Origin of the sequence: Lactiplantibacillus pingfangensis (assembly GCF_005404945.1) — a bacterium.
GTDB classification, from domain to species: Bacteria; Bacillota; Bacilli; order Lactobacillales; family Lactobacillaceae; genus Lactiplantibacillus; species Lactiplantibacillus pingfangensis.
Genome location: NZ_BJDG01000008.1, coordinates 96,192 through 115,349 on the forward strand (window position 1 = coordinate 96,192; position 19,158 = coordinate 115,349).

The 19,158-nt window shown below is 44.5% G+C and carries 18 protein-coding genes; 4 read left to right on the forward strand and 14 right to left on the reverse strand.

Annotated features, from left to right (window positions below):
* Nucleotides 1-295: 295 nt before the first annotated feature.
* From FFM74_RS05435 to FFM74_RS05450, 4 genes are all read right to left on the reverse strand, one after another.
* Nucleotides 296-1,306 (reverse strand): alpha/beta hydrolase, encoded by a 1,011-nt coding sequence (locus FFM74_RS05435; protein ID WP_137625618.1) that lies wholly within the window; start codon nucleotides 1,304-1,306, stop codon nucleotides 296-298.
* Nucleotides 1,307-1,329: 23 nt separating this feature from the next.
* Nucleotides 1,330-1,773 (reverse strand): zinc-binding dehydrogenase, encoded by a 444-nt coding sequence (locus FFM74_RS05440; RefSeq protein ID WP_223877171.1) that lies wholly within the window; start codon nucleotides 1,771-1,773, stop codon nucleotides 1,330-1,332.
* A 90-nt stretch (nucleotides 1,774-1,863) separates the two neighbouring features.
* Complete coding sequence (locus FFM74_RS05445; protein WP_137625620.1) at nucleotides 1,864-2,505, reverse strand: NAD(P)H-binding protein; 642 nt, start codon at nucleotides 2,503-2,505, stop codon at nucleotides 1,864-1,866.
* Between the two features lie 3 nt (nucleotides 2,506-2,508).
* Complete coding sequence (locus tag FFM74_RS05450) at nucleotides 2,509-2,919, reverse strand: DUF2255 family protein (protein ID WP_223877172.1); 411 nt, start codon at nucleotides 2,917-2,919, stop codon at nucleotides 2,509-2,511.
* 162 nt (nucleotides 2,920-3,081) lie between these two features.
* On the opposite strand from FFM74_RS05450, the gene FFM74_RS05455 reads away from it, so the two are divergent.
* Nucleotides 3,082-3,966 carry a LysR family transcriptional regulator gene (locus FFM74_RS05455; protein WP_137625621.1) on the forward strand — a complete coding sequence of 295 codons (885 nt, stop codon included), beginning with the start codon at nucleotides 3,082-3,084 and terminating at the stop codon, nucleotides 3,964-3,966.
* Between the two features lie 53 nt (nucleotides 3,967-4,019).
* Here FFM74_RS05455 and FFM74_RS05460 read toward each other — a convergent pair whose 3' ends face one another.
* From FFM74_RS05460 to FFM74_RS05470, 3 genes are all read right to left on the reverse strand, one after another.
* Nucleotides 4,020-6,557, reverse strand: a complete 2,538-nt coding sequence (locus FFM74_RS05460) for an AAA family ATPase (RefSeq protein ID WP_223877173.1) — start codon at nucleotides 6,555-6,557, stop codon at nucleotides 4,020-4,022.
* 239 nt (nucleotides 6,558-6,796) lie between these two features.
* On the reverse strand, nucleotides 6,797-8,374 hold the full coding sequence (locus tag FFM74_RS05465; RefSeq protein ID WP_171000656.1) for a hypothetical protein: 1,578 nt from the start codon (nucleotides 8,372-8,374) through the stop codon (nucleotides 6,797-6,799).
* 5 nt (nucleotides 8,375-8,379) lie between these two features.
* Nucleotides 8,380-9,678, reverse strand: a complete 1,299-nt coding sequence (locus tag FFM74_RS05470; RefSeq protein WP_137625622.1) for a glycosyltransferase family 2 protein — start codon at nucleotides 9,676-9,678, stop codon at nucleotides 8,380-8,382.
* A 313-nt stretch (nucleotides 9,679-9,991) separates the two neighbouring features.
* Here FFM74_RS05470 and FFM74_RS05475 point away from each other — a divergent pair, with 313 nt between their 5' ends.
* Complete coding sequence (locus tag FFM74_RS05475; protein WP_137625623.1) at nucleotides 9,992-10,351, forward strand: hypothetical protein; 360 nt, start codon at nucleotides 9,992-9,994, stop codon at nucleotides 10,349-10,351.
* Nucleotides 10,352-10,392: 41 nt separating this feature from the next.
* On the opposite strand, the gene FFM74_RS05480 is transcribed toward FFM74_RS05475, so the two are convergent.
* The 7 genes from FFM74_RS05480 to FFM74_RS05510 all read right to left on the reverse strand — a co-directional run bounded on the left by FFM74_RS05480 (nucleotide 10,393) and on the right by FFM74_RS05510 (nucleotide 17,037).
* Nucleotides 10,393-10,914 carry a GNAT family N-acetyltransferase gene (locus FFM74_RS05480; RefSeq protein ID WP_137625624.1) on the reverse strand — a complete coding sequence of 174 codons (522 nt, stop codon included), beginning with the start codon at nucleotides 10,912-10,914 and terminating at the stop codon, nucleotides 10,393-10,395.
* A gap of 20 nt (nucleotides 10,915-10,934) precedes the next feature.
* Nucleotides 10,935-12,815: a CDP-glycerol glycerophosphotransferase family protein gene (locus FFM74_RS05485; protein ID WP_137625625.1), complete on the reverse strand. Its 1,881-nt coding sequence runs from the start codon at nucleotides 12,813-12,815 to the stop codon at nucleotides 10,935-10,937.
* 14 nt (nucleotides 12,816-12,829) lie between these two features.
* Nucleotides 12,830-13,945, reverse strand: coding sequence for a CDP-glycerol glycerophosphotransferase family protein (locus FFM74_RS05490; RefSeq protein WP_137625626.1), 1,116 nt, complete (start codon nucleotides 13,943-13,945; stop codon nucleotides 12,830-12,832).
* The gene (locus FFM74_RS05495) at nucleotides 13,933-14,958 is read right to left on the reverse strand and encodes a ribitol-5-phosphate dehydrogenase (RefSeq protein WP_137625627.1); all 1,026 of its coding nucleotides are present in this window, start codon (nucleotides 14,956-14,958) and stop codon (nucleotides 13,933-13,935) included. The genes FFM74_RS05490 and FFM74_RS05495 overlap by 13 nt, the downstream gene beginning before the upstream one ends.
* 1 nt (nucleotide 14,959) lies before the next feature.
* Complete coding sequence (locus tag FFM74_RS05500; RefSeq protein ID WP_137625628.1) at nucleotides 14,960-15,661, reverse strand: IspD/TarI family cytidylyltransferase; 702 nt, start codon at nucleotides 15,659-15,661, stop codon at nucleotides 14,960-14,962.
* A 231-nt stretch (nucleotides 15,662-15,892) separates the two neighbouring features.
* Nucleotides 15,893-16,312, reverse strand: a complete 420-nt coding sequence (locus FFM74_RS05505; RefSeq protein WP_137625629.1) for a MarR family winged helix-turn-helix transcriptional regulator — start codon at nucleotides 16,310-16,312, stop codon at nucleotides 15,893-15,895.
* Between the two features lie 248 nt (nucleotides 16,313-16,560).
* Nucleotides 16,561-17,037, reverse strand: coding sequence for a GyrI-like domain-containing protein (locus FFM74_RS05510; protein ID WP_137625630.1), 477 nt, complete (start codon nucleotides 17,035-17,037; stop codon nucleotides 16,561-16,563).
* Between the two features lie 81 nt (nucleotides 17,038-17,118).
* Here FFM74_RS05510 and FFM74_RS05515 point away from each other — a divergent pair, with 81 nt between their 5' ends.
* Complete coding sequence (locus FFM74_RS05515) at nucleotides 17,119-18,066, forward strand: helix-turn-helix transcriptional regulator (RefSeq protein ID WP_171000657.1); 948 nt, start codon at nucleotides 17,119-17,121, stop codon at nucleotides 18,064-18,066.
* 245 nt (nucleotides 18,067-18,311) lie between these two features.
* Nucleotides 18,312-19,142, forward strand: a complete 831-nt coding sequence (locus FFM74_RS05520) for a hypothetical protein (protein WP_137625632.1) — start codon at nucleotides 18,312-18,314, stop codon at nucleotides 19,140-19,142.
* Nucleotides 19,143-19,158 lie beyond the last annotated feature (16 nt).

Consider the following 19,158-nt stretch of genomic DNA (forward strand, 5'->3'; position numbering starts at 1 on the left):
GCCAAAATTTGCTCAGGGGGTCTAAATTGGGTCATGGGGGAGGATTTTAAATCCAGCTTCTACTTCGTATAATATATATTATGTAAACTAGAATACTTTAAAAAAGCCCCCCGCTTAAATATCTGCCGTAATTAGCCTAATATGTTAAAAGACCGTTCTTTTAAATGTTTTACTGCAATGTTTTCTCACGACAGATTTCAATTGCTGACGGGTTTAAAATATTAGTAATTCCCACACAAATAGCCAGTAAAGTTGGCGATTTGTTTTCCAACTTTACTGGCTATGAACCCAGCAGTTATTTTAACGCTTGTTTAAAGAATGCTTCAATTTTATCAAATGGAATCAAATCTTTTCGGTCATATAAATCAACATGATCTGCATCTGGTACCACAACTAATTCTTTGGGTTCATTAGCGGCTTGATAAATGTCTTGCGAATAATATAGTGAATGTGCATTTTCACCAGCAATTAACATCAATGGTCTTGGTGAAATCTCTTGAACATTAGTCATTAACGGAAAACTAAAGAATGACATTGGCGTGGTTGCTGTCCAGGCACCAGTCGAGTTAATCGAATTCTGATGATACCCGCGTGGCGTTTTGTAGTAATCGTAAAATGAGGCCAAGACTGGATTCGGGTTTTCCGGTAAAACATCTGGCAAGCCTTTGGTATGCATGATTTCGCCATTTTCGTCAAAGGCAACTTCATGCGGTCCAATGGCTGGTTCACCATTTTTAGCGTCCTCCCAGCGTTGTTGGCTGAGATAATTCTTAATTTTTTGACGTTCTGCTTTAGTATAACTGTCATGATAACCACGACTAATACTGCGAGACATATCGTACATTGATGCCGTAGCAACGGCCTTAATCCGCGTATCGGTCGCGGTTGCGGTGATGGCCATCCCACTTAGACCACAAATCGCCATGGCACCAATCCGGTCACGATCCACATAGTCTAATTGGCCAAGATAATCGACTGCGGCACTAAAGTCTTCAGTATTAATGTCCGGTGAGGCAACGTTTCTGGGGCTACCTGAACTTTCACCGGTGTACGACGGGTCAAATGCGACGGCAACGAAGCCCCAAGTGGCCATCTCTTGAGCATATAAACCAGAGGATTGCTCCTTAACCGCACCAAATGGCCCACTAACGACAATTGCTGGTGATTTCTTCGTCGCATAGTCAGTTGGTAAATAAACATCACCAGCTAGAACTAAGCCGAACCGGTTTTTAAAATGAGCTTTATGCATTTCTATTTGGGGGTAAGTTTTAAATATTCGTGTATCAGCGTTGTTTGTAGTTTCCATAATTAAATAACTCCATTCACTCGTTATTTTAAGGTGTCCATATCAATGACAAAACGGTAATGAACATCACTGTCGATAATTCTTTGATAAACAGTTGGGACGTCATCAATGCCAATCATTTCAATCTGTGGCCTAACTTGATGTGCGGCTGCAAAGTTCAGCATTGCTTGTGTCATTGGGATACCACCGCCGTTTGAAACGGTGATCGTGCCCTGCTTGCTGAACAGACTGAACAAGTTAAATTGTTGTGCTGCCATCGTTAACCCAACAAAACAAAAGATACCATTGACCGTTAATAATTTAAGATAATAATCTAAGTTTAATTTAACCGCAGCAGTGTTCAAAATGAAATCAAATTGACCCGCAAATCGATCAAAGTCGGCATCATCGCGTAAGATTTCATAACCGGTAGCGCCAAATTTTTCTGCTTCGGCCCGCTTCCGCTCTGAATGGCCGTGCACTGTCACTTCCGCACCTCTCCCAATTTGATAGTGAACTAATGGGCTAAGACTACCAACCCCTGCCCTGTCGCCGACTTTGAAATCCAGTCCCAACCATTATAGCCAGCTAGGTTTATCGCCATCAGTATTAGGCTTATTTAAGCCAACGCTATGACGGGCCGCTAATTCCGGATGTTTAATTAATTTAAAGGCATAATCGGCAACACTGGCCCGTGAGACTTCAGTCCCCTTGAATGACTCACTAACATCAGTCGTTTCATAAGCCACTTCAGTTTGATCTGTTAGCCAAGCTGGCCGTAATTCAGTGTAGACAATATCCGACCCAGCCAATAATTTAGCGGATTCACGAAACCCCGGTAAGTATGCCGCAATGGCTTGTTCATTCCACTCGCCAAATTTACCTGGGACTTCATGATGCGCACCGAGCGCGCTAATGAAAATTAGTCGCGTTTGCTTAGCTTCGTGCATCGCGGTCAGGATACTTTGCGTTTGTTGTCCTAAATCGGTTCCGCCGACGTTGGAATAAACGAGATCGACGTCTTGCATTGCCAATCGCAGGGCCTCAGTGTCTAAAACATTACCATCAACTAACGTCACCCGTGGATTGTCCTGGTACTGTGACAATCGCTGAGTTTGTCGTAAAAACAACACCAGTTCATCTGTAGTTTCGTCTAATAATCGGTTAATGAGGATACGAGCGGTACCGCCATTAGCACCAATAATCATAATTTTTTTCATTAGTTAGGACTTCCTTTCTGATCTGGGGACAATTTCCAATGTGGATTCCCTAGGACACTTCTGAATCATTGACGCGAGATAGGGGCTATCCGCGTATTTCTTTTGATAGGCGCGGTCAATTTTGCGATTTAAGTCGGCATTGGCAACGTCAACAAAACCGATTTCGTAATTTGCACCAGCCAAATGCATACGACCGGCGCGCTGTTTAACTGCGGAACGGTGCCAGCGCGAGTTCACCCCATGCCACGCGCGGACAAACAAGTGACCAGCGACCACCACTGACCAGATCCACGTTGGTGTGCCGTAAGTCTTGCCATCACTATAAAATGGTGATACCTGGAAATCGTCAGCCACGGAAAAAGCCGTTAATTGTTGTGCCTGCCAGTGCGGAATCATTTCAGTTCGAGGCATCATTTCAACCCCCTCCTTTAAATTGGTTATCATTCGCCGGTCAGTCAACGGTGCCCGGAGAACGGCTCATTTCTTAACAATTACTAGCATAAGGGTTGACAAGTACTATGTCTAATGCTTAGATTAAATCAAAACATATACTTAATAAGCATGGGAGTGACTGAAATGGAATTACGGGTTTTACGCTATTTTCAAGCGGTTGTGCAAGAACGCAATATTAGCCGCGCGGCCTTACAACTGCATGTTTCACAACCAACAATTTCGCGACAATTACATGACTTGGAAGAAGAATTAGGAATCGTTTTGTTTGAGCGAGGTAGCCGTAACATTCAATTGACCGATAGTGGCGACTATTTTTCAAATCAGGTTAATCAAATTCTAGCTTTAACGGATAAAACGTTGGCAAATATTCATGAAGATCAAGATATTAGCGGCAACATTGTCATTGGTAGTGCGGAGGCACGGAGTTTTTTGACGATTGCCCAATCTTTCAATGGGTTACAAAAAAAGTACCCGCACATTCAAATTGATGTGATTAGTACCAACGCCGATCAAATCAGAACGAGTCTCAAATCTGGTTATTATGATTTTGGCATCATCATGGAGCCTGGTGATAAAACCGGCTATGATTTCATGCGCCTACCTGGCGAAAGTCGTTGGGGATTGCTCGTTTCGAACCACTCACCATTAGCGACTCAGGATCATATTGAACTGACAGATCTGGCCAATGAAAAGCTGATTATTTCTAGTCAACGTGGCATGACTGAACTTTTAAATGACTGGCTGGGTGGCAGTGCGACTAAGTTAACGATTGTCGCAACGTATACCTTGCTCTACAACGCCTCCCTAATGGTTTCTGCTGGTGTTGGCAGTGCGCTGTGTATCGACGGCATCGTCAATACAAATCAATCTGACTTAACTTTCATTCCAATCAAGCCACGGTTCACGGCTGGTACTAGTTTGGTTTGGCACCAAGGACAACGACATTCAGCCGCGTCGGAAGCTTTCTTAAAACAACTTTCAGCGGATATCGACCAACCACTACCATGAAAAAAGCTCACCGATTCGAATTCGGTGAGCTTTTTTCATGGTAATTTAATTTTCTAATCTGACATTAGTGAAAACTTTTCAAAATGAGCTTTCAAATAATCAAGCGTCAAACTGTGTGCCTCTTGAATGAGCGCTTGTGGTCGACCACTTGCCATTAATTGTCCACCCGCTTGGCCGCCTTTAGGGCCTAAATCAATGAGGTAATCAGCGTTGGTCATCAAATCAAGATCATGGGTAATGATAATAACCGTGGCCCCCTTAGCCTTTAAGCTGTTGATGACCCCTAGTAAAGTTTGGACGTCTTGCGGATGCAGGCCAACGGATGGTTCATCAAAAATAAATAAGGTCTTGCTCTGACGCTTATTTAAATGACTCATGAGCTTTAACCGTTGGGCTTCGCCACCAGAAAGACTGGGAGTGCTTTCACCTAAATGTAAATACCCCAGTCCCATTTCGTCAAGTAACTGTAGTTGTTTTTCAATCTTAGGGACCGTTTCAAAGACGTTTAAGGCGTCACGAACGGACAAGTTTAATAAGTCCACGATTGTATAATCGTGCCAGCGAATCCGTTGAATCTCGTCTTTATAGCGGGTGCCATGGCAGTAAGGACAAATTTCTTCCATATCAGGCAAGTATTGAATATCCAACGTAATGGTTCCGAGTCCCCCACAGTGTTCACAGGCGCCCTGCTTATTGTTGTATGAAAAATAAGCAAGACCGTACTTTTTAGCTTTGGCAGCTGGTAGCGCCGCAAAAAGGCGTCGCAAATTATCCATAATTGTCGTGTAGGTCGCAATCGTGGAACGCGTATTTTTACCAATCGGTTTGGCATCTACAGAGACGACGTCTGTCAAATGCGTCTTTAGGCGCGTCACTTGTTTTGGTAATGCAGCGTGCGCAGTCAACGCTTTAATCGCCGGAACTAGACTGTCTAAAATTAGACTGGTCTTCCCTGCGCCCGAGAAGCCCGTGACCGCGGTAATTTCATTGCCTGGGATTGTGACGGCAACATCATGCAAATTAAAGTAATTTTTGACTTCAAAGCTGGTGTCGAGCGTGCTGGCGTTCTTAGCCGTCGGAACTTTCGCGTGCAGAATATTAGCGGTACCCGCGATATATGGCCCGATTAAGGACTTCGGATTCCCAACCAAATCCTTGGGCTTTCCTTCGGCAATGACTGTCCCACCAGCATCACCTGAACCTGGGCCAATTTCAATCACCCAGTCCGCCGCTTCAATAATATCGACCTCATGATCGACCACTACGAGTGAATTTCCTTGGGCAATCAAGGCTCTAAAAATCCGAATCAGCCCTTTAACGTTATCTGGATGTAACCCAATTGAGGGTTCATCTAGGACGTACAACACGCCGGTGGTCTCTGTACGAATGGTTTTTGCCAATTGCAGGCGTTGTAGTTCCCCGGTTGATAAAGTATTACCATTACGTGACAGCGTCAAATAGTCCAACCCTAGTTCAAGCAGTGGACGCAAGCTGTCCGTTAAATTCTTGAATAGAATGGTCGCCATAGCTTGCATCTCATCTGGCAATTCAGCCTGTGCTTGGGCTTGCCAGTGAGCTAATTTTCCGAGTGATAAATCCGCCACTTCAGCAATATTTTGACCACCGACCAATTGGGTTAATAATTCTGGATTTAAGCGGGTTCCATGGCAAGTTGGACAGACCGAAAAATGGAAAAATTGATTGACCTTATTGATTGCCCGGTCACTTTTGACCGTTTTAAGTGAATCATAAACGGCGGCATGGGCATTTTCATACAACGTTTTGTCGGTATGGAAAACCCGCCCCGTTGACGTTCGAAAATCAACTGGGTATTGTTTTTTCTCACCATTCAGCACGATGTCTTTTTCGTGATCGGTCAAGTCTTTGTAAGGCACGTCCAGCCGAACACCTAATGTTTCCGCGACTGTCGGCATGAAGTTCCGCCCTGGTAAGTGCCAAGCTGCAACGACACCTTCAGCGAGCGTCAGGTTTTCATCGCCAATCAGTTTACTTTCGTCTAATTCACGAACTTTACCAGTACCGTGACATTCAGGACAAGCGCCACCCGAATTAAAGGCAAAGTCTTCGGCCGATTTCGCCATAAATTCAACGCCACATTCTGGGCAAGTCAGCAGACCCATTTTACTATCTGGTCCACCGGGCAAATCCATCGATTGGGCCACTTTTAAACTTGGTGCGATCCGATGACCATTCGGACAGACTAGTGACCCTAAACGCGAGAAAATTAACCGGACGACATTGAATAACTCACTCATTGAGCCCACCGTTGAACGCTCGGAAGGCACACTTGGTCTTTGACGCAACGCGATCGCTGATGGAATGTGCTTAACTTCCTGAACTTGCGACCGTTTTGCCTGTCCAATGCGGCGTCTAGTATAAGTTGATAACGCTTCAAGATACCGTCGTGATCCTTCCGCATACAAAATGCCCATCGCTAAAGAACTTTTCCCAGAACCGGAGGGACCCGAAATTGCGACAAATTGATTTAGGGGAATATCAACATTAATATTTTTTAAATTATGAACATTACCGCCACGAACGCTAATGTGCTCAGTCATTTTTTCACTCATCGCATATCTAACCACCTTTAAGCTAATCTTAGCGCAATCTGAACGGTTTTTAAATTAAACTAACGTTGAGACCGCTGGATAACTTTAATGATAAACTATCCCGTTCGGTGACAGTCAAGCAACTATTGGCCGTTTGTGTCTGTATAGTTAATCACCGATAAACCAGTTGCCACACAAAAAGTGATCGGCGTAGTTTACTCATGTAAACGGCGACGATCACTTTTGTCTCAGGTTGATATTTAAACTGCGTGAGCCTTCGATTCAATTGCTTGTATTGAACGCCAGGCATGTGATTTCAGCGTTGCGAGCCCACAAATACTTAGGAAAATTAATGGCAAATATAAAATGACGTGATAACGGCCCTGAACCTCGACTAATAGGCTACCGGTTGTAAAACCAGCTAGTAGTAACGCGGCATAGAAGAAATACTGCGTCAAATAATGGTTACGTTTTGACCATAACAGATAAAGCCCTAAGCCGCTACTCAGCAATGCGGCGCCCATTAATAGCTCAAAGTAAATCAAAGCTAGCCAGTTCCAGAAACCACGACTCCATTGCCACCAATGGTTGTTGGCGCGCTGAGACCGCTTTGGACTGAGATTATAGAGTACCCAGTCATAGCCGTAGTCTTCAGCCATGAAGTTTTGCATTTTTTGCTGCAGAAAGCCGCCCCATTGTCCGGTTCGTGCAAGCTCATGAAGCTGCTTTTGCGTGGCTTGACTCATTTTAGTGGCAATTTTGCTGTACGCAACGGTCGGAACCGGTTCAACTTTCAGTTCATGGGTTACGACCCCCATCAAGGCAGCATCATAGGCACCACCAGTTTTGGGGTCAGTCCCGGTTGCCATACTATAGGCCGTGCTCACGCGGTTAGGCGCAACCTCAAAACCGTACAGCCAACTATAAATGGTTGGGGCAACGAACATCAGACTGGCAAGCGACACGACAAAGAGACTAAAAAGTTTGAATGGCTGTGGTTGTCGGACCCCCCTGCCGCGTAGCCAAACCCCAATGCCTAAAAAGATTAGGGCAATCAGCCAAATCGCAACAATTGGACGCACCATATTGGCGGCAAAACTCGCAAGCAACGCAATTGAAAAATTAACCCAGTGATCACGTGGCGTGGCGGTGACGAGTGGTTGGACCATATTCGTTAGTGCCAACATTGCAATCAATAGAAAGGTTAGAAATACTGGTTCTGCCCCGTTTAGCAGACTCCCATATAACCAGAATGCCGGAATCCAGTAGAAGATCAGTGCCGCTGCAATGCCCAGTGATCGCGATAACCAACGCGCAACTAACCAATAGAGCAAAAACATGTCTAACAAGCTACAAGTAATATTGATCAGTTGACTAATCACGAAGGTCGATCCCCAAAAGGCCGCACCTAAGCTGAAAAGCGAGGCAATATTAATGGCATGCGGAAAAATGACATAATTCCCAATATCACCATTCACGAAGAGTTGTTTCCAGGTCAATCCTTGGGCGCTGAATGCAGCCAGCGCATGGTAATTCCAAAAATCTGAAGTGGGCTGTATTTTGAAAAGCCCTAGCAATGGGAGTTTGAGTGCAGTCAGGCCGATAAAAGTGGCAACCAGCCAACTCGTTTCGCGTCGTGTTAACCAGTTAGTCAGCAAAACGACACTACCTAGGATCAGGCCGATGACCACCACGGCAATCACGAGGGCCCAGTTGAATTGCAGCCCACTATTTTTTTGTGCATTGGTCGCAGTTGCCACCATCATCCAACCAATTAAGCCAATCGTGATGGTCAAGGTTAGCGCCTGCATCGTCATTAAAGTCCGTTGTTTTAACATAGACTTCATCCCCTTTGGTAGGAGCGTTTCAGGTCATTGGCAACGTGTGCCGCGCCATGCTGTGTCTTAGTCCAATTAGTTTGGCCAACCAATTGGCGGGTGATGGCTGCATAGGGCGTTAAACCGATAATCAATAAATACACTTGAAAACTAAAACTGTCCAAGAGTATTGACCAAAGCTTAAAGGGTAAGTGCGCGTCGGTGGCATTGCGTGCAAATAAGTTGGTGAAAACCAGACAACTCAATAACGTAATCACGATGATCGTTGCCAATGCTAAATGGTGCCAGCCGTCTGACCAATTTTGCAAACTGTTACTAATCAAGGTAACGAGCGCGACCAAGCTCGTCACCGGCACGATACAGCCAGTTATCGGCATCACGATCCAAAAAGTAGTATCAAATTTTTGAAAATTATTGACGAAACGTGACCGCCAAAGAACTGGTAAGTAATGTAAACACTGCACGGCGCCTTGACACCAACGGACACGCTGGTTGAAAAATGACGGTAACTGACGAACTGCCTCCTGTTGAACGACAATCGTATGTGTAAACCGGACTTGACCGCCGAGTAACCAAGTTCGCAAGGTGTACTCCAAATCTTCCAATAAGCTGTTTCCCCAGGCGTTATTTTGGGCTAAGGATAAGCGGACAAATTGCCCGTTTCCAGAAGCAATTCCTTGGCCCAGCCGGTTACGCAACTGTTGCGTCGAACTATTAACACACATAAATTCAAAATTTTGCATACGGGTTAACCAGTTTGTTTGATTGTTGATGCTGACTCCGGTTTGTAGCATCGCCATTTTGGGCAGCGCTTCGAACTGGGCCACGACTCGTGTTAAATCTTGAAAATTCATGTAAGCATCGGCATCCAGCACCCCAATGACCGTCGTTTCCGGTGAGGCTTTCCGGGCGAGTGTATGTTGCAAATAATGGACCGCGGTATTGATGACGGCCCCTTTTCCCTGCCGATCATTGCCAGCGCGATGCAAGATTTGTAGAAATGGTGATTTGGACGCAGCTAACTCCGCCAAACTACGATCGCTAGAGTTGTCATCTACCGCAATAATCTGCGGTTGAATGCTTATGGGAAGCTTTGCCAATTCCCGCGATAGCCGATCAATTGTCGTGGTAATGACTCCGGCTTCGTTTAAGACTGGAATGATCAAGTAGAGACGATAAGGTTGGGGCCCTTTTTGATAGTGCTGGCTTGGTTCACGATAATGATTAATGAGTAAAATGTTCAATAAGAAATAGCCATAAAACAAACTGGAAATTGTAATTGCAATGCGGCCTAAAATTATCATAGAAACTCCCCTCGAAACTTGTGCGCGACAATTTAATTAATTGTGACTGGTTTACATTATAAGCAGTCGGGCACTTTATCCCTACTAAATGGGGTGTGATAGCATAGTGAACTAATGAAATTGTTTGTATCCTGTTGTTTTAGCACAATCCTTTACAGCATCTTTACCTGAATTTAACGCCAACAAGCTAGTTGTCGACTTATGGTGCGATTAAACTAAACGTATCATTAATCGGAAAAAGGGTGAAAATTCGACTAAATTTCGATGGGGTTTAATTGGCCTAATACTTGGACAGTCGGTATTAGTAACGCTTTTGAGAACGAAGATTCAGCCGCCTGTTGCGACGCATTATGGCTTATTTGGGCCGGATGCTTGGTTGGCCGGCTCTGAACAGACTTATTGGGTGGCACTTTCATTGGTCATTTTAGTCCCACTGGCAACGCTGGTACTGACGACATTGCCACGGCCGGTCGTTAGGTCAAGGCACTGGTGGCTCCAAGCGCCGCGGACTGTCCTCATCGGCTGGTTGGGTTTGAGCAATTTTCTAATTTTAGCTGAGTTATTTAGCAACTCGATGGTACTCAGAAACATTGGCTTAGGGCTCAATTTCCTGGTGCTGACGGAGTTGCTTGGTTATGGCTTATGGCTGTTTTGGCGCCTAAAACGTGCCTAAAAAAACCGACTGGCCAGTGACGGTCAGTCGGTTTGGTGGGATTATTGTAAGGCCTTTTTCAGTAGAAAATCGGTTTGCGTATCCGTTCCCATCACAAAATCATGTTGATTAAAACGTTCGAAGCCCCACTTTTGATAAAAACGTTTAGCTGGTTCGTTGTGTTCCCAAACGCCTAACCATACGCCCGTCTTCCCTTCACTCTTTGCGAGTTCAATGGCGAACTTTAGAAACCGACTGCCCAAGCCTTGATGCTTTTGGGTTGGGCGGATATAGATTCGTTCAATTTCTAGGTTGTCGGCGCCCATGACTTCAGATTGGGCTGGATCAACATTCAATTTTAGATAACCTAATGGCTGACCATCAAGTTCAATAAAGTAAAAACGTGATCCGGGTTGTTGTAACTCTTTTTTGAGTTTGGGTAAATTGTAAGCGCTAGTTAAAAAAGCTGTCATATTTGCCGCCGTATTTTGAGCTGCAAACGTATCTTGAAACGTTTCGACGCTGAGTGCTTGTAAAGTTTCAGCATCAGCGAGTGTTAACTGACGAATTTTGGGTGTTGCCATGGTTGTCCTCCATCTAAGGGTTATGATTTAGGCGTCGTTTTGCCCCAGTTTGGAATCGCTTTGCCATCTTCACCGGCCGTTGGCTGATTTTTCTGGCCAGCTGGTTTAAATTGATTTTCTAGGGCATCAACAAAGCGTGCACTGGCCTTGCCATCAAGTTGATCAAAGAAAAAGTGAACAAATCCAGCCATTTTTTTCTGATTGATGACGGGCTGTTTCAATTGTTTAATCAGACTCTCAGTCGTCTCGGCTAACGGTCCCGGGATGAAGTCAAAATAGTCAAAATAAAAGTTTCGCGACTGCATGTAATCTGCTAAATCTGGGGCGAAAAAAATCATCGGTCGATTGAGTAAGGCATATTCAAAACAAACGGATGAATAGTCAGTAATCAACTGATCTGCCACTAAGAGTATATCATTGATTTCGCGATAATCTGAGACGTCATAATAAAAATTAGCATATTCATACGGCAATGTCGGTTTATTCTGAACAAATGGATGAATCTTAAGCAAGAAAACATAGTCCTCGTGCAGCGCCTCATAGATTGCCTTGAAGTTGAGCATTTCAAATGGATAGTAGGCAGATTGTTGGCCGTTACCACGAAAAGTTGGTGCGAACAAGATGACTTTTTTGCCTTTAATAAAAGGCAGTTCCAGTGTGACCCGTTCACGAACGGCTTGTTGTTTGGCTTGATCAAAGAAGATATCCGTGCGCGGAATGCCAAGGGGAACGATCTTATCTTCGCTAATGCCAAAGCCTTCCGCATATTTGTCGGCAATGTGTCTGGATGAGACTAACGCTTTAGTATAATTTCGATGGTTTAAGGATTGTGCTTTCGGACCGCCTGGCATGCCTAACCGGCTGTAGCCAAAGGTTTTAAAAGCGCCAACCGCGTGCCAAACTTGAATTAAATCGACTTTTTCTCGGATATGTAACGGATAAACCAACGGATAAAAGTCATCCAAAATGACATAGCGGCTAGTTGCCAATGCTTTGGCGAGCGTTCGAATTTCATGCCAGGATTTTTTGGCTTTAATGCTGGGTTTTAAATAAAATGACAACTTAAAGTCAGTGTTTCGACGTCTTAATTCTGCGGCGATAAATTCAAAGTTGCCAGAAATTGATGCACGACTATCGGAAACAAACGAAATTTGTTTCTGGCGCACAGGTTGTAAACAATACCAGTGGTACCAGAGCTTTAAGGCCCGGCGCTTGATGCCACGCATTGCCCGACTTTCGAGTGTCTCCCCAGAGGTAAAAGAATTTTCCAATGGATTAAGGTCACTCAACTGATGTGCAGTTACGCGTAGTGCTTGGGCCGCCAAGTTGTAACGAAAAATCAGGCTATAGGTCTTATTGCGTTTAGCTGAGTAACTGGTCATCTTCGTGGTATAAGTCAAATCTTTAGTCGTCTCGGCCACTTGCCCAATTGTCGTCCGGCGAATAAGCCAGCCATTAGTTAAGTATTGCTTTAATTGCAATTTAATGTCGTAAGTTCCGGGAATTAGCGGCTTGCCGGCACTGATCGTTGAGAAGTTAATTGCGCCACGATAACCGGCCATGGGATATTTTAAATCATCACAGGCCTGATTAACTAAGGGTATTTCGATTTCTTCACGTTGGTCACCAACTAAAATCAGACTTTTAATGAGCCGTTCTGGATCTTTTTCGGGGTAACTTTCGAAGTAGGCCTCACCCGCAATTTCCAAATAGGAGCGATTGAACGCTAACCGCGTCACTTTTCGCTTAATGAGTGATTCGGCATTTTGATCCAATCGTGGTTCATTCAAGTACTTATCACGGGCGTCAACCGTCACGTCATCTAATGAGACTGGTTGCACGCGCGCTGATTGTCGTCCAATTAAAAGGCGACGGATAAGCCGTTTTAAACGTTGTAACATGTGTAACTAACCTCCTACGACGATTTTATAATATGACTCAAATAGTCGTAAACACGTTGACTATTCTGCCGATCCTGATGGGCAAATGTGCTTGCTTTCAAGGCGCTGACGTACGACAAATCCAAGGTCGACAACTCTTGATTGATAAACTGGACGAGTTGGGTGGCGGCGTCAAAGTGTGGTGCGCCGATGGCTTGATAATAATCAACGTAAAAGCCAGTTTTTTTAAGATAATCTTGATAATCAGGTGTTAGTAATAGAATGGGCCGCTCGAAATAACTGAAATTCAATGATAATGACGAATAGTCCGTAATAAATAGCGCCATCGACGGCATCAGTGCCTTGACTTGCTGAGCATCCTGAAAAATATGATAGTTTTTCGGTAAGTTCAGTGCCGGTAAGCTTAAATATGGGTGTAAGGAGATGTAGATTTCCCAATCCGAAGTGAGCGCTTGGCCGGCGGTGACGAAATCTTGGACGTATGCCAACACTTGCTGTTCGCCGTCTAATCCTGGCCGATAAGTTGGCGAATACAATAAGCGTTTCGGCCCGACTAGCGTCTGAGGCGTTTGTGCCAACAAAGCGTCCAACATCGGCGCACCGGTGACTAGCACCCGACTGGAGTCAATTTCAAAGGCTTGCTCATACGCTGCCCGATTTTCCTCGCTGTTGATGAAGACCCAATCATAATTAGTGTGTGGCTTTAAAATGCTCTTTTCAGCACCAGGTAGACTGAGTCCGAACTTTTTCAAGGTTCCGACCGCATGCCAAAGCTGGACAACCTTGTTTTGCGGCTGCTTATTAATGGCATACAAGGGGAAAAAGTAATCGTCGACAATAAACAGTTCTGAGCGCGAAAGCGTGTTCAGGGCGCGCAGTGAGGCCCATAGAAAGCCAAGTTTACTTTTAAAACTGTGATCATAATGATAGCAACTCACCTTAAGATTAGGTGTATTCGCCCGTTCAAAGGTTTGATAAACCGCTTGTAGATTGTCAGCTAGGCTAGTACTGCGCATCGTGGCAAAGGTGATCTGTTGCTGTCGGCCGCGATTGACGTAATAGCAAATCTGGTAGCAAGTATTCAGGCCGACCTTCAACAACTTGAGTTTAAGTGTTTTTAGACCTCCCATGCCATCACCGCCTTGCCCCAGCAATGACTCAAATTACTTTCAAAAAATTCGGTGATGTCTTGTACCGTCCGCACTTTTCGGGTCAAACCGATCAAACTCTGTAATCGTTCCCGTGTCACCGGACTCGCAGCTAAGAGTGCAATGGCTTGTTCAAAATCGGCGCGGCTACTCCGACTGGTGCCACGTAAGGTGATCCCTTTTGCTAACAAGTCACGGGTATCAATATCGACTGGATCTTCTGACACGCCCATTAAGATCGCGGTACCCATCGGTCGAAGATGGTTAATAATCTGATCAATGGCCAGTTCACTGCCACGGCCGCCGGTACACTCAATGGCTTGACTGATTTGTAACGTTGCTGGAATGGCGTCCACTAAGTAGGTTTGGTCTGCGAAAGAAAAATAATCTAATTTTGATTGATGACGACCAAAAATAATCAATTGACTCTCAGTAAATAGTTGTTTTACCAGGACGGCCGTAATGTAGCCTAAGTTGCCATCACCCCAAATACCGATTCGTCGATCATCGGCATCCATGACCGTTGTTAGCCGCGTTAACCCTTGAACCCCAACCGACACCATCTCCAGAAAAGCAGACATTTCGGGGTCAAAATTACTTGGCAATTGAATGACCCGATCCCGTTTCATGCAGACATATTCTTGCATGAAACCATCGTAGCCACTTGAACGAAATTTTGAAGTCGGCAAATAGTTTTCTTGAATGACGTTGTCAGTTTGTTCCGGGGTATTTGGAATCATTGTGACTAGCGCGCCCGGTTTAAATTGGCCCTGTGGATCAACAATGACTTCGCCGACGCCTTCATGAATTAACGCCATCGCTAACTTTTGACGTAAAACGGCTTGCGGGCGATTACCCGTAAAATATCGTTGATCCGCATGACAAACGGATAAATACTTTGGACGCACGATGATGTCATTAGATGTCACTGTCTCAGTGACTGTCTGAACTTCAAATTGGCGGGCTGAAACCAGCCGATAAACTTGATTTAACATGCTAAGACCTCTCTTCGATTAATGCCGTTGCAACCCGTAAATCATAAGGTGTTGTAATTTTAATATTGAAAGCTTCACCACGAACGCGACTAACGGGATAACCAGCCAGTAAAACAATTTTGCAAGCATCGGTTAAACTCGCCTTTTGATGGGCCGTCAAGCTATCATAAGCCTTGACCAAGATACTAATTTTAAAGCTTTGTGGGGTTTGACCCTGATACATGGTTGAACGCACCGGGATCGCATCAACAGCTGTCGTCGTGCTTTGGATGATCGTATCGGTGGCCGGAATCACGGTATCCACGGCATCATGCGTTAAGACCGCCGCAATATTGTCATTAATAATTCGCTCGGTCACAAACGGCCGCACAGCATCATGAGTGATCAGGATGTCGTCTTCATGGATCCCATAATGGTCACGAATAAAGGCGATACCTTTCATTAAAGTGTCATTTCGATCACTCCCGCCAACGACGACTTGGACACGCTTATCGTGAATATATTTTTTGATCAATTCGTTAGTATGGCTTAGCCAGTCAATCGGACAAACGACGATGATTGCGTCAAATCGGCGTTCTAAAACGAATTTTTCAATCGTATGAATCAAGATTGGTTTATCCGCCAAAGATAAAAATTGCTTTGGCATGGGAACATGTCCCATTCGGGTTCCTTTGCCACCCGCTAAGATTTGTGCATAGATCATATTTTGTCTCTCTCCATTCCTCGTTCGGTTAATAGAACCAAGCATAAAGATAAAATGTGATTTTTTCGCATGGTAATATGATGAAACTATGATGATAATCATAGAAATTTTCGAATGTGAATTGGGTTGATGACGAGATTAATCAGCGACAATCCTTGTATTTCCGGACTTTAGCATGCAAAAACACACCATTGCAAAATTACACAATGGTGTGTTGGGTTTTAGACAAACTTAATTTTTTAAATTCATCATCAACTTGTGGGTCAAGTGTGACAGGGTTTGCCACTCCTCGGAACTTAACTCACCACGATCTAAGAGTAACTCGGGGACTTCACTAACGGCTGCCCGCTTATGACGTCCGGCGACAGTTAAGTTGACACTGACTTGCCGTTCGTCAGCTTGACTGCGTTGTCGGGTGATCAAACCGTCCTCATCCAAGCGTTTAAGCAACGGGGTGACTGTCCCAGTGCTTAAGTCCAGCCAATTACCGACTGATTTTACCGTCAGATCGGGATGTTCATCTAACAAGACTAAAACTAAATACTGCGGATAAGTCAATCCTTGAGCCGCTAATTCTGGTTGATAGGCCCGTTGAATGGCGCGTGACGTGACATACATCAAAAAACAAAAGTGGTCTTCTAATTTACGCATGGTGACTAGGGCCCTCCTTCAATGGTCATTATTATTATAAAACATTTATCCCTACTAGACAATTTAATTGTTAACAATCTAATGACATCTTTCAAAATCTTGTCTCAATGATTGTAGCCGGCGTCCGCGCCACTGATTAAGTCTGTCCTTATCATACCGACTATTCGTGATTTTGACTTAAAAAAGCACCGGCAAGCGTCATAAATGATGACGACTACCAGTGCAATTTATTTGTTAACTGTTGAAAGTTATTTAGTGACGATTGGAATCCACATTTCGCCTTGAACTTGATTGTCCTGATGATTGGTGATGACGGTTGTATTAGGACCACCAACATAAGCATAGTTGCTCAGACTGGGGAGTGCTTCGCCAAATGACTGCCCTTCCAGGAGTTCGAATAAGGCCGTCTCAGATGCGGCTTCCCCCGTGACAACTAAGTAGTCACTCGTCGGGAAACTGATTGCGCGTTGGTTTTCCCCGACTTTAACGTTGGCATCAGTTTGAACACCGGCGTAGAAGAACATCTTGCCGTCAATCGCTTCGTTCACGGCAAATTGTTGCTGATTTTGTGCCAGCGTCATTAAATTCGTAAAGCGGCCATCTTCGTGAACGGTCTGCCAAAAGGCCCGCTTTTGACTGGGCAGCGCTTGATAGTCCCCTGAAAGCGTGGTCCCAAGTCCTAATACTGTAAAGGCGTCTTTTTTGATGATTTGTGATTTTGTCATTGTAATTGTTCCTCCTTGAATTGAATAATGTTATTATATGGCGTAATCATGTCAAAAATTGAACCTATTAAGGAGCAACTAATGAAAAAAACAACTCGGATTAACACGGAAATGCGTTATATCAACAATCGACAACAATTTACCATTCCGGATTTAATGGCCGAATTTGAGATTTCTCGCAGTACGGCCGGGCGCGATGTCGCTGCGATTCAAGAATTGGGCATGCCCTTAGTCTCAACTGTTGGCCCGGATGGCGGTTTTTCGGTCATGCGCAACCAATTACTGCCTGCGGTTCAATTTAATACTGACGAGTTAAAGGCCTTGTTTGTGAGTTTTATGGCTACGACCAACCAACAGCTGCCTTTTTTACAGAATCGGCAAACTCTGACCGAAAAATTACTGGCAATCGCGTCACAAACGCAGCAAGACAGCCTAATTGCCTTACAACAATTGTTGCGTTTTGAACAGACTAATCCACGTAATACCCAGTTATTAGAGTTAACGGATACTGGCAGCCCACTACTGCGGCAAGTGATCACGACGAGTTTACAAACCCGCCATTTGCAGCTCACCTGGCAAAATGGCGTGACCGACGAGATTTATTTGCAATATTTAGGTCACCAACAAGCGAGTTGGCGCTTATTCTTCTACAGTTTGACTAAGCAGCAAGTCAAAAATTTGCCGTTAGATCAAGTTAAAACGATCGCCCCGATTGCGACTGACTTAGACTTAACCAGCATGGAAACAAAGATTAAGCAAGCCACCCCAACGCCAACGATCACACTTAAATTAGGACCACACGCGATCGCGCAATTCAACCGTTACCATCAATTAGCCGACCAGCTTGAATATTTAGATCCCTTTGAACAAAGTGCACGGTACGAAACCTATTTGGATTTGAATGACCAACCAGCAGTGGCCAATTTTATTGACTGGTTCCTCTTTCTCGGCACAGATGTGCAAGTCCTCAAGTTACCAAGTAGGTTAAATAATCAGATCCAGCAACGACTCCGTGATGGGCTAAACTAGTGGTTGTTGTGGGTTTGATTTTGGTCTGAGTTTTTAGTTAAAGTAACAGGTTACTAGTGTGATTGATTGCACCAAGCCGTTGCCGGTTTTAATTTAGCATACTGAACCCCGCTTGCGATGTAAAGTGAAAAAACACGGTCATCCGTTGCGCTGACTTCCGTACAAATTAGTCACTTTAACAGCTTTCGATCGGATTAATTGCTATACTTACTAGTAGGAAATTAACGGAATGGTGCGTGAACTTATTGCAGAAATTACAAAATTCTTTTTTGGACTTTTCGATTGCGACCTTAAATTTTTTGGCCAACATCGGGATTGTGCTACCGTATGTCTTGATTTTATTTAAGTATCAATCGTCTCATAGTGTGACTTATTTAATTGCCATTATTGTCTTCTATATCGCCCGGGCTGCGAGCATCTTCTCCACGAAGCGCCTCGGCTTGAAATCTAGCACCTATCTACTGCTGTGTCTCTGGTTGGGTGTAATCGGGAGCTTAATCTATAGCGTGACCACCAGTTTACCTTGGTTAGTATTTGGTGGTCTCTGTCTAGGCTATACTTCAGCAAACATTTGGCCATACTACCTCACGATCAAGTTACACTTGACCACGAGCACCGACTTTAAATTAAAGCGCCTTTACTGGTTGATTTTCGCTGGATTAGGCTTGCTCTTCGTGGCTGACTTCAGCTTCGATCTCCATTATCAGCTGGCCTTCGTAATTTTAGGCTTACTCTTTCTGGCGGCAATCCCGGCCGGTCGACTGTTGAATGGCTTTTCGATGGCCTTTTATGAGGCTCATACCATTACTGAACGTCGACCAATCAAGCCATGGCGGGTGCTGGGCTTCATTGTTCTTTTTGGGTTAATGGGCGGTTTGACCTTACTACGCAAGATCAGCCTGTCAATTGCCTTACCAGTCGTCTTAGGCGGCGTAGTTCTGGCCATTCTCCTGCTCAACCTTGAACTGGCAGCCGATTGGCATGCGATGCCAGCTAATAAACTACGCATCGTTAATAAAGTGAACCCCCAAGGTTGGACAGAAAAATCCAATTTTGGGGGTTTCATTTATGAGTAAATTTAATTTCGATTTT

Bases quoted from the DNA above. Each gene is read 5' to 3' on its own strand.
- FFM74_RS05435 (WP_137625618.1), bottom strand. From the start codon at position 1,306: ATGGAAACTACAAACAACGCTGATACACGAATATTTAAAACTTACCCC.
- FFM74_RS05445 (WP_137625620.1), bottom strand. From the start codon at position 2,505: ATGAAAAAAATTATGATTATTGGTGCTAATGGCGGTACCGCTCGTATC.
- FFM74_RS05450 (WP_223877172.1), bottom strand. From the start codon at position 2,919: ATGATGCCTCGAACTGAAATGATTCCGCACTGGCAGGCACAACAATTA.
- FFM74_RS05455 (WP_137625621.1), top strand. From the start codon at position 3,082: ATGGAATTACGGGTTTTACGCTATTTTCAAGCGGTTGTGCAAGAACGC.
- FFM74_RS05460 (WP_223877173.1), bottom strand. From the start codon at position 6,557: ATGAGTGAAAAAATGACTGAGCACATTAGCGTTCGTGGCGGTAATGTT.
- FFM74_RS05465 (WP_171000656.1), bottom strand. From the start codon at position 8,374: ATGTTAAAACAACGGACTTTAATGACGATGCAGGCGCTAACCTTGACC.
- FFM74_RS05470 (WP_137625622.1), bottom strand. From the start codon at position 9,678: ATGATAATTTTAGGCCGCATTGCAATTACAATTTCCAGTTTGTTTTAT.
- FFM74_RS05480 (WP_137625624.1), bottom strand. From the start codon at position 10,914: ATGGCAACACCCAAAATTCGTCAGTTAACACTCGCTGATGCTGAAACT.
- FFM74_RS05485 (WP_137625625.1), bottom strand. From the start codon at position 12,815: ATGTTACAACGTTTAAAACGGCTTATCCGTCGCCTTTTAATTGGACGA.
- FFM74_RS05490 (WP_137625626.1), bottom strand. From the start codon at position 13,945: ATGGGAGGTCTAAAAACACTTAAACTCAAGTTGTTGAAGGTCGGCCTG.
- FFM74_RS05495 (WP_137625627.1), bottom strand. From the start codon at position 14,958: ATGTTAAATCAAGTTTATCGGCTGGTTTCAGCCCGCCAATTTGAAGTT.
- FFM74_RS05500 (WP_137625628.1), bottom strand. From the start codon at position 15,661: ATGATCTATGCACAAATCTTAGCGGGTGGCAAAGGAACCCGAATGGGA.
- FFM74_RS05505 (WP_137625629.1), bottom strand. From the start codon at position 16,312: ATGCGTAAATTAGAAGACCACTTTTGTTTTTTGATGTATGTCACGTCA.
- FFM74_RS05510 (WP_137625630.1), bottom strand. From the start codon at position 17,037: ATGACAAAATCACAAATCATCAAAAAAGACGCCTTTACAGTATTAGGA.
- FFM74_RS05515 (WP_171000657.1), top strand. From the start codon at position 17,119: ATGAAAAAAACAACTCGGATTAACACGGAAATGCGTTATATCAACAAT.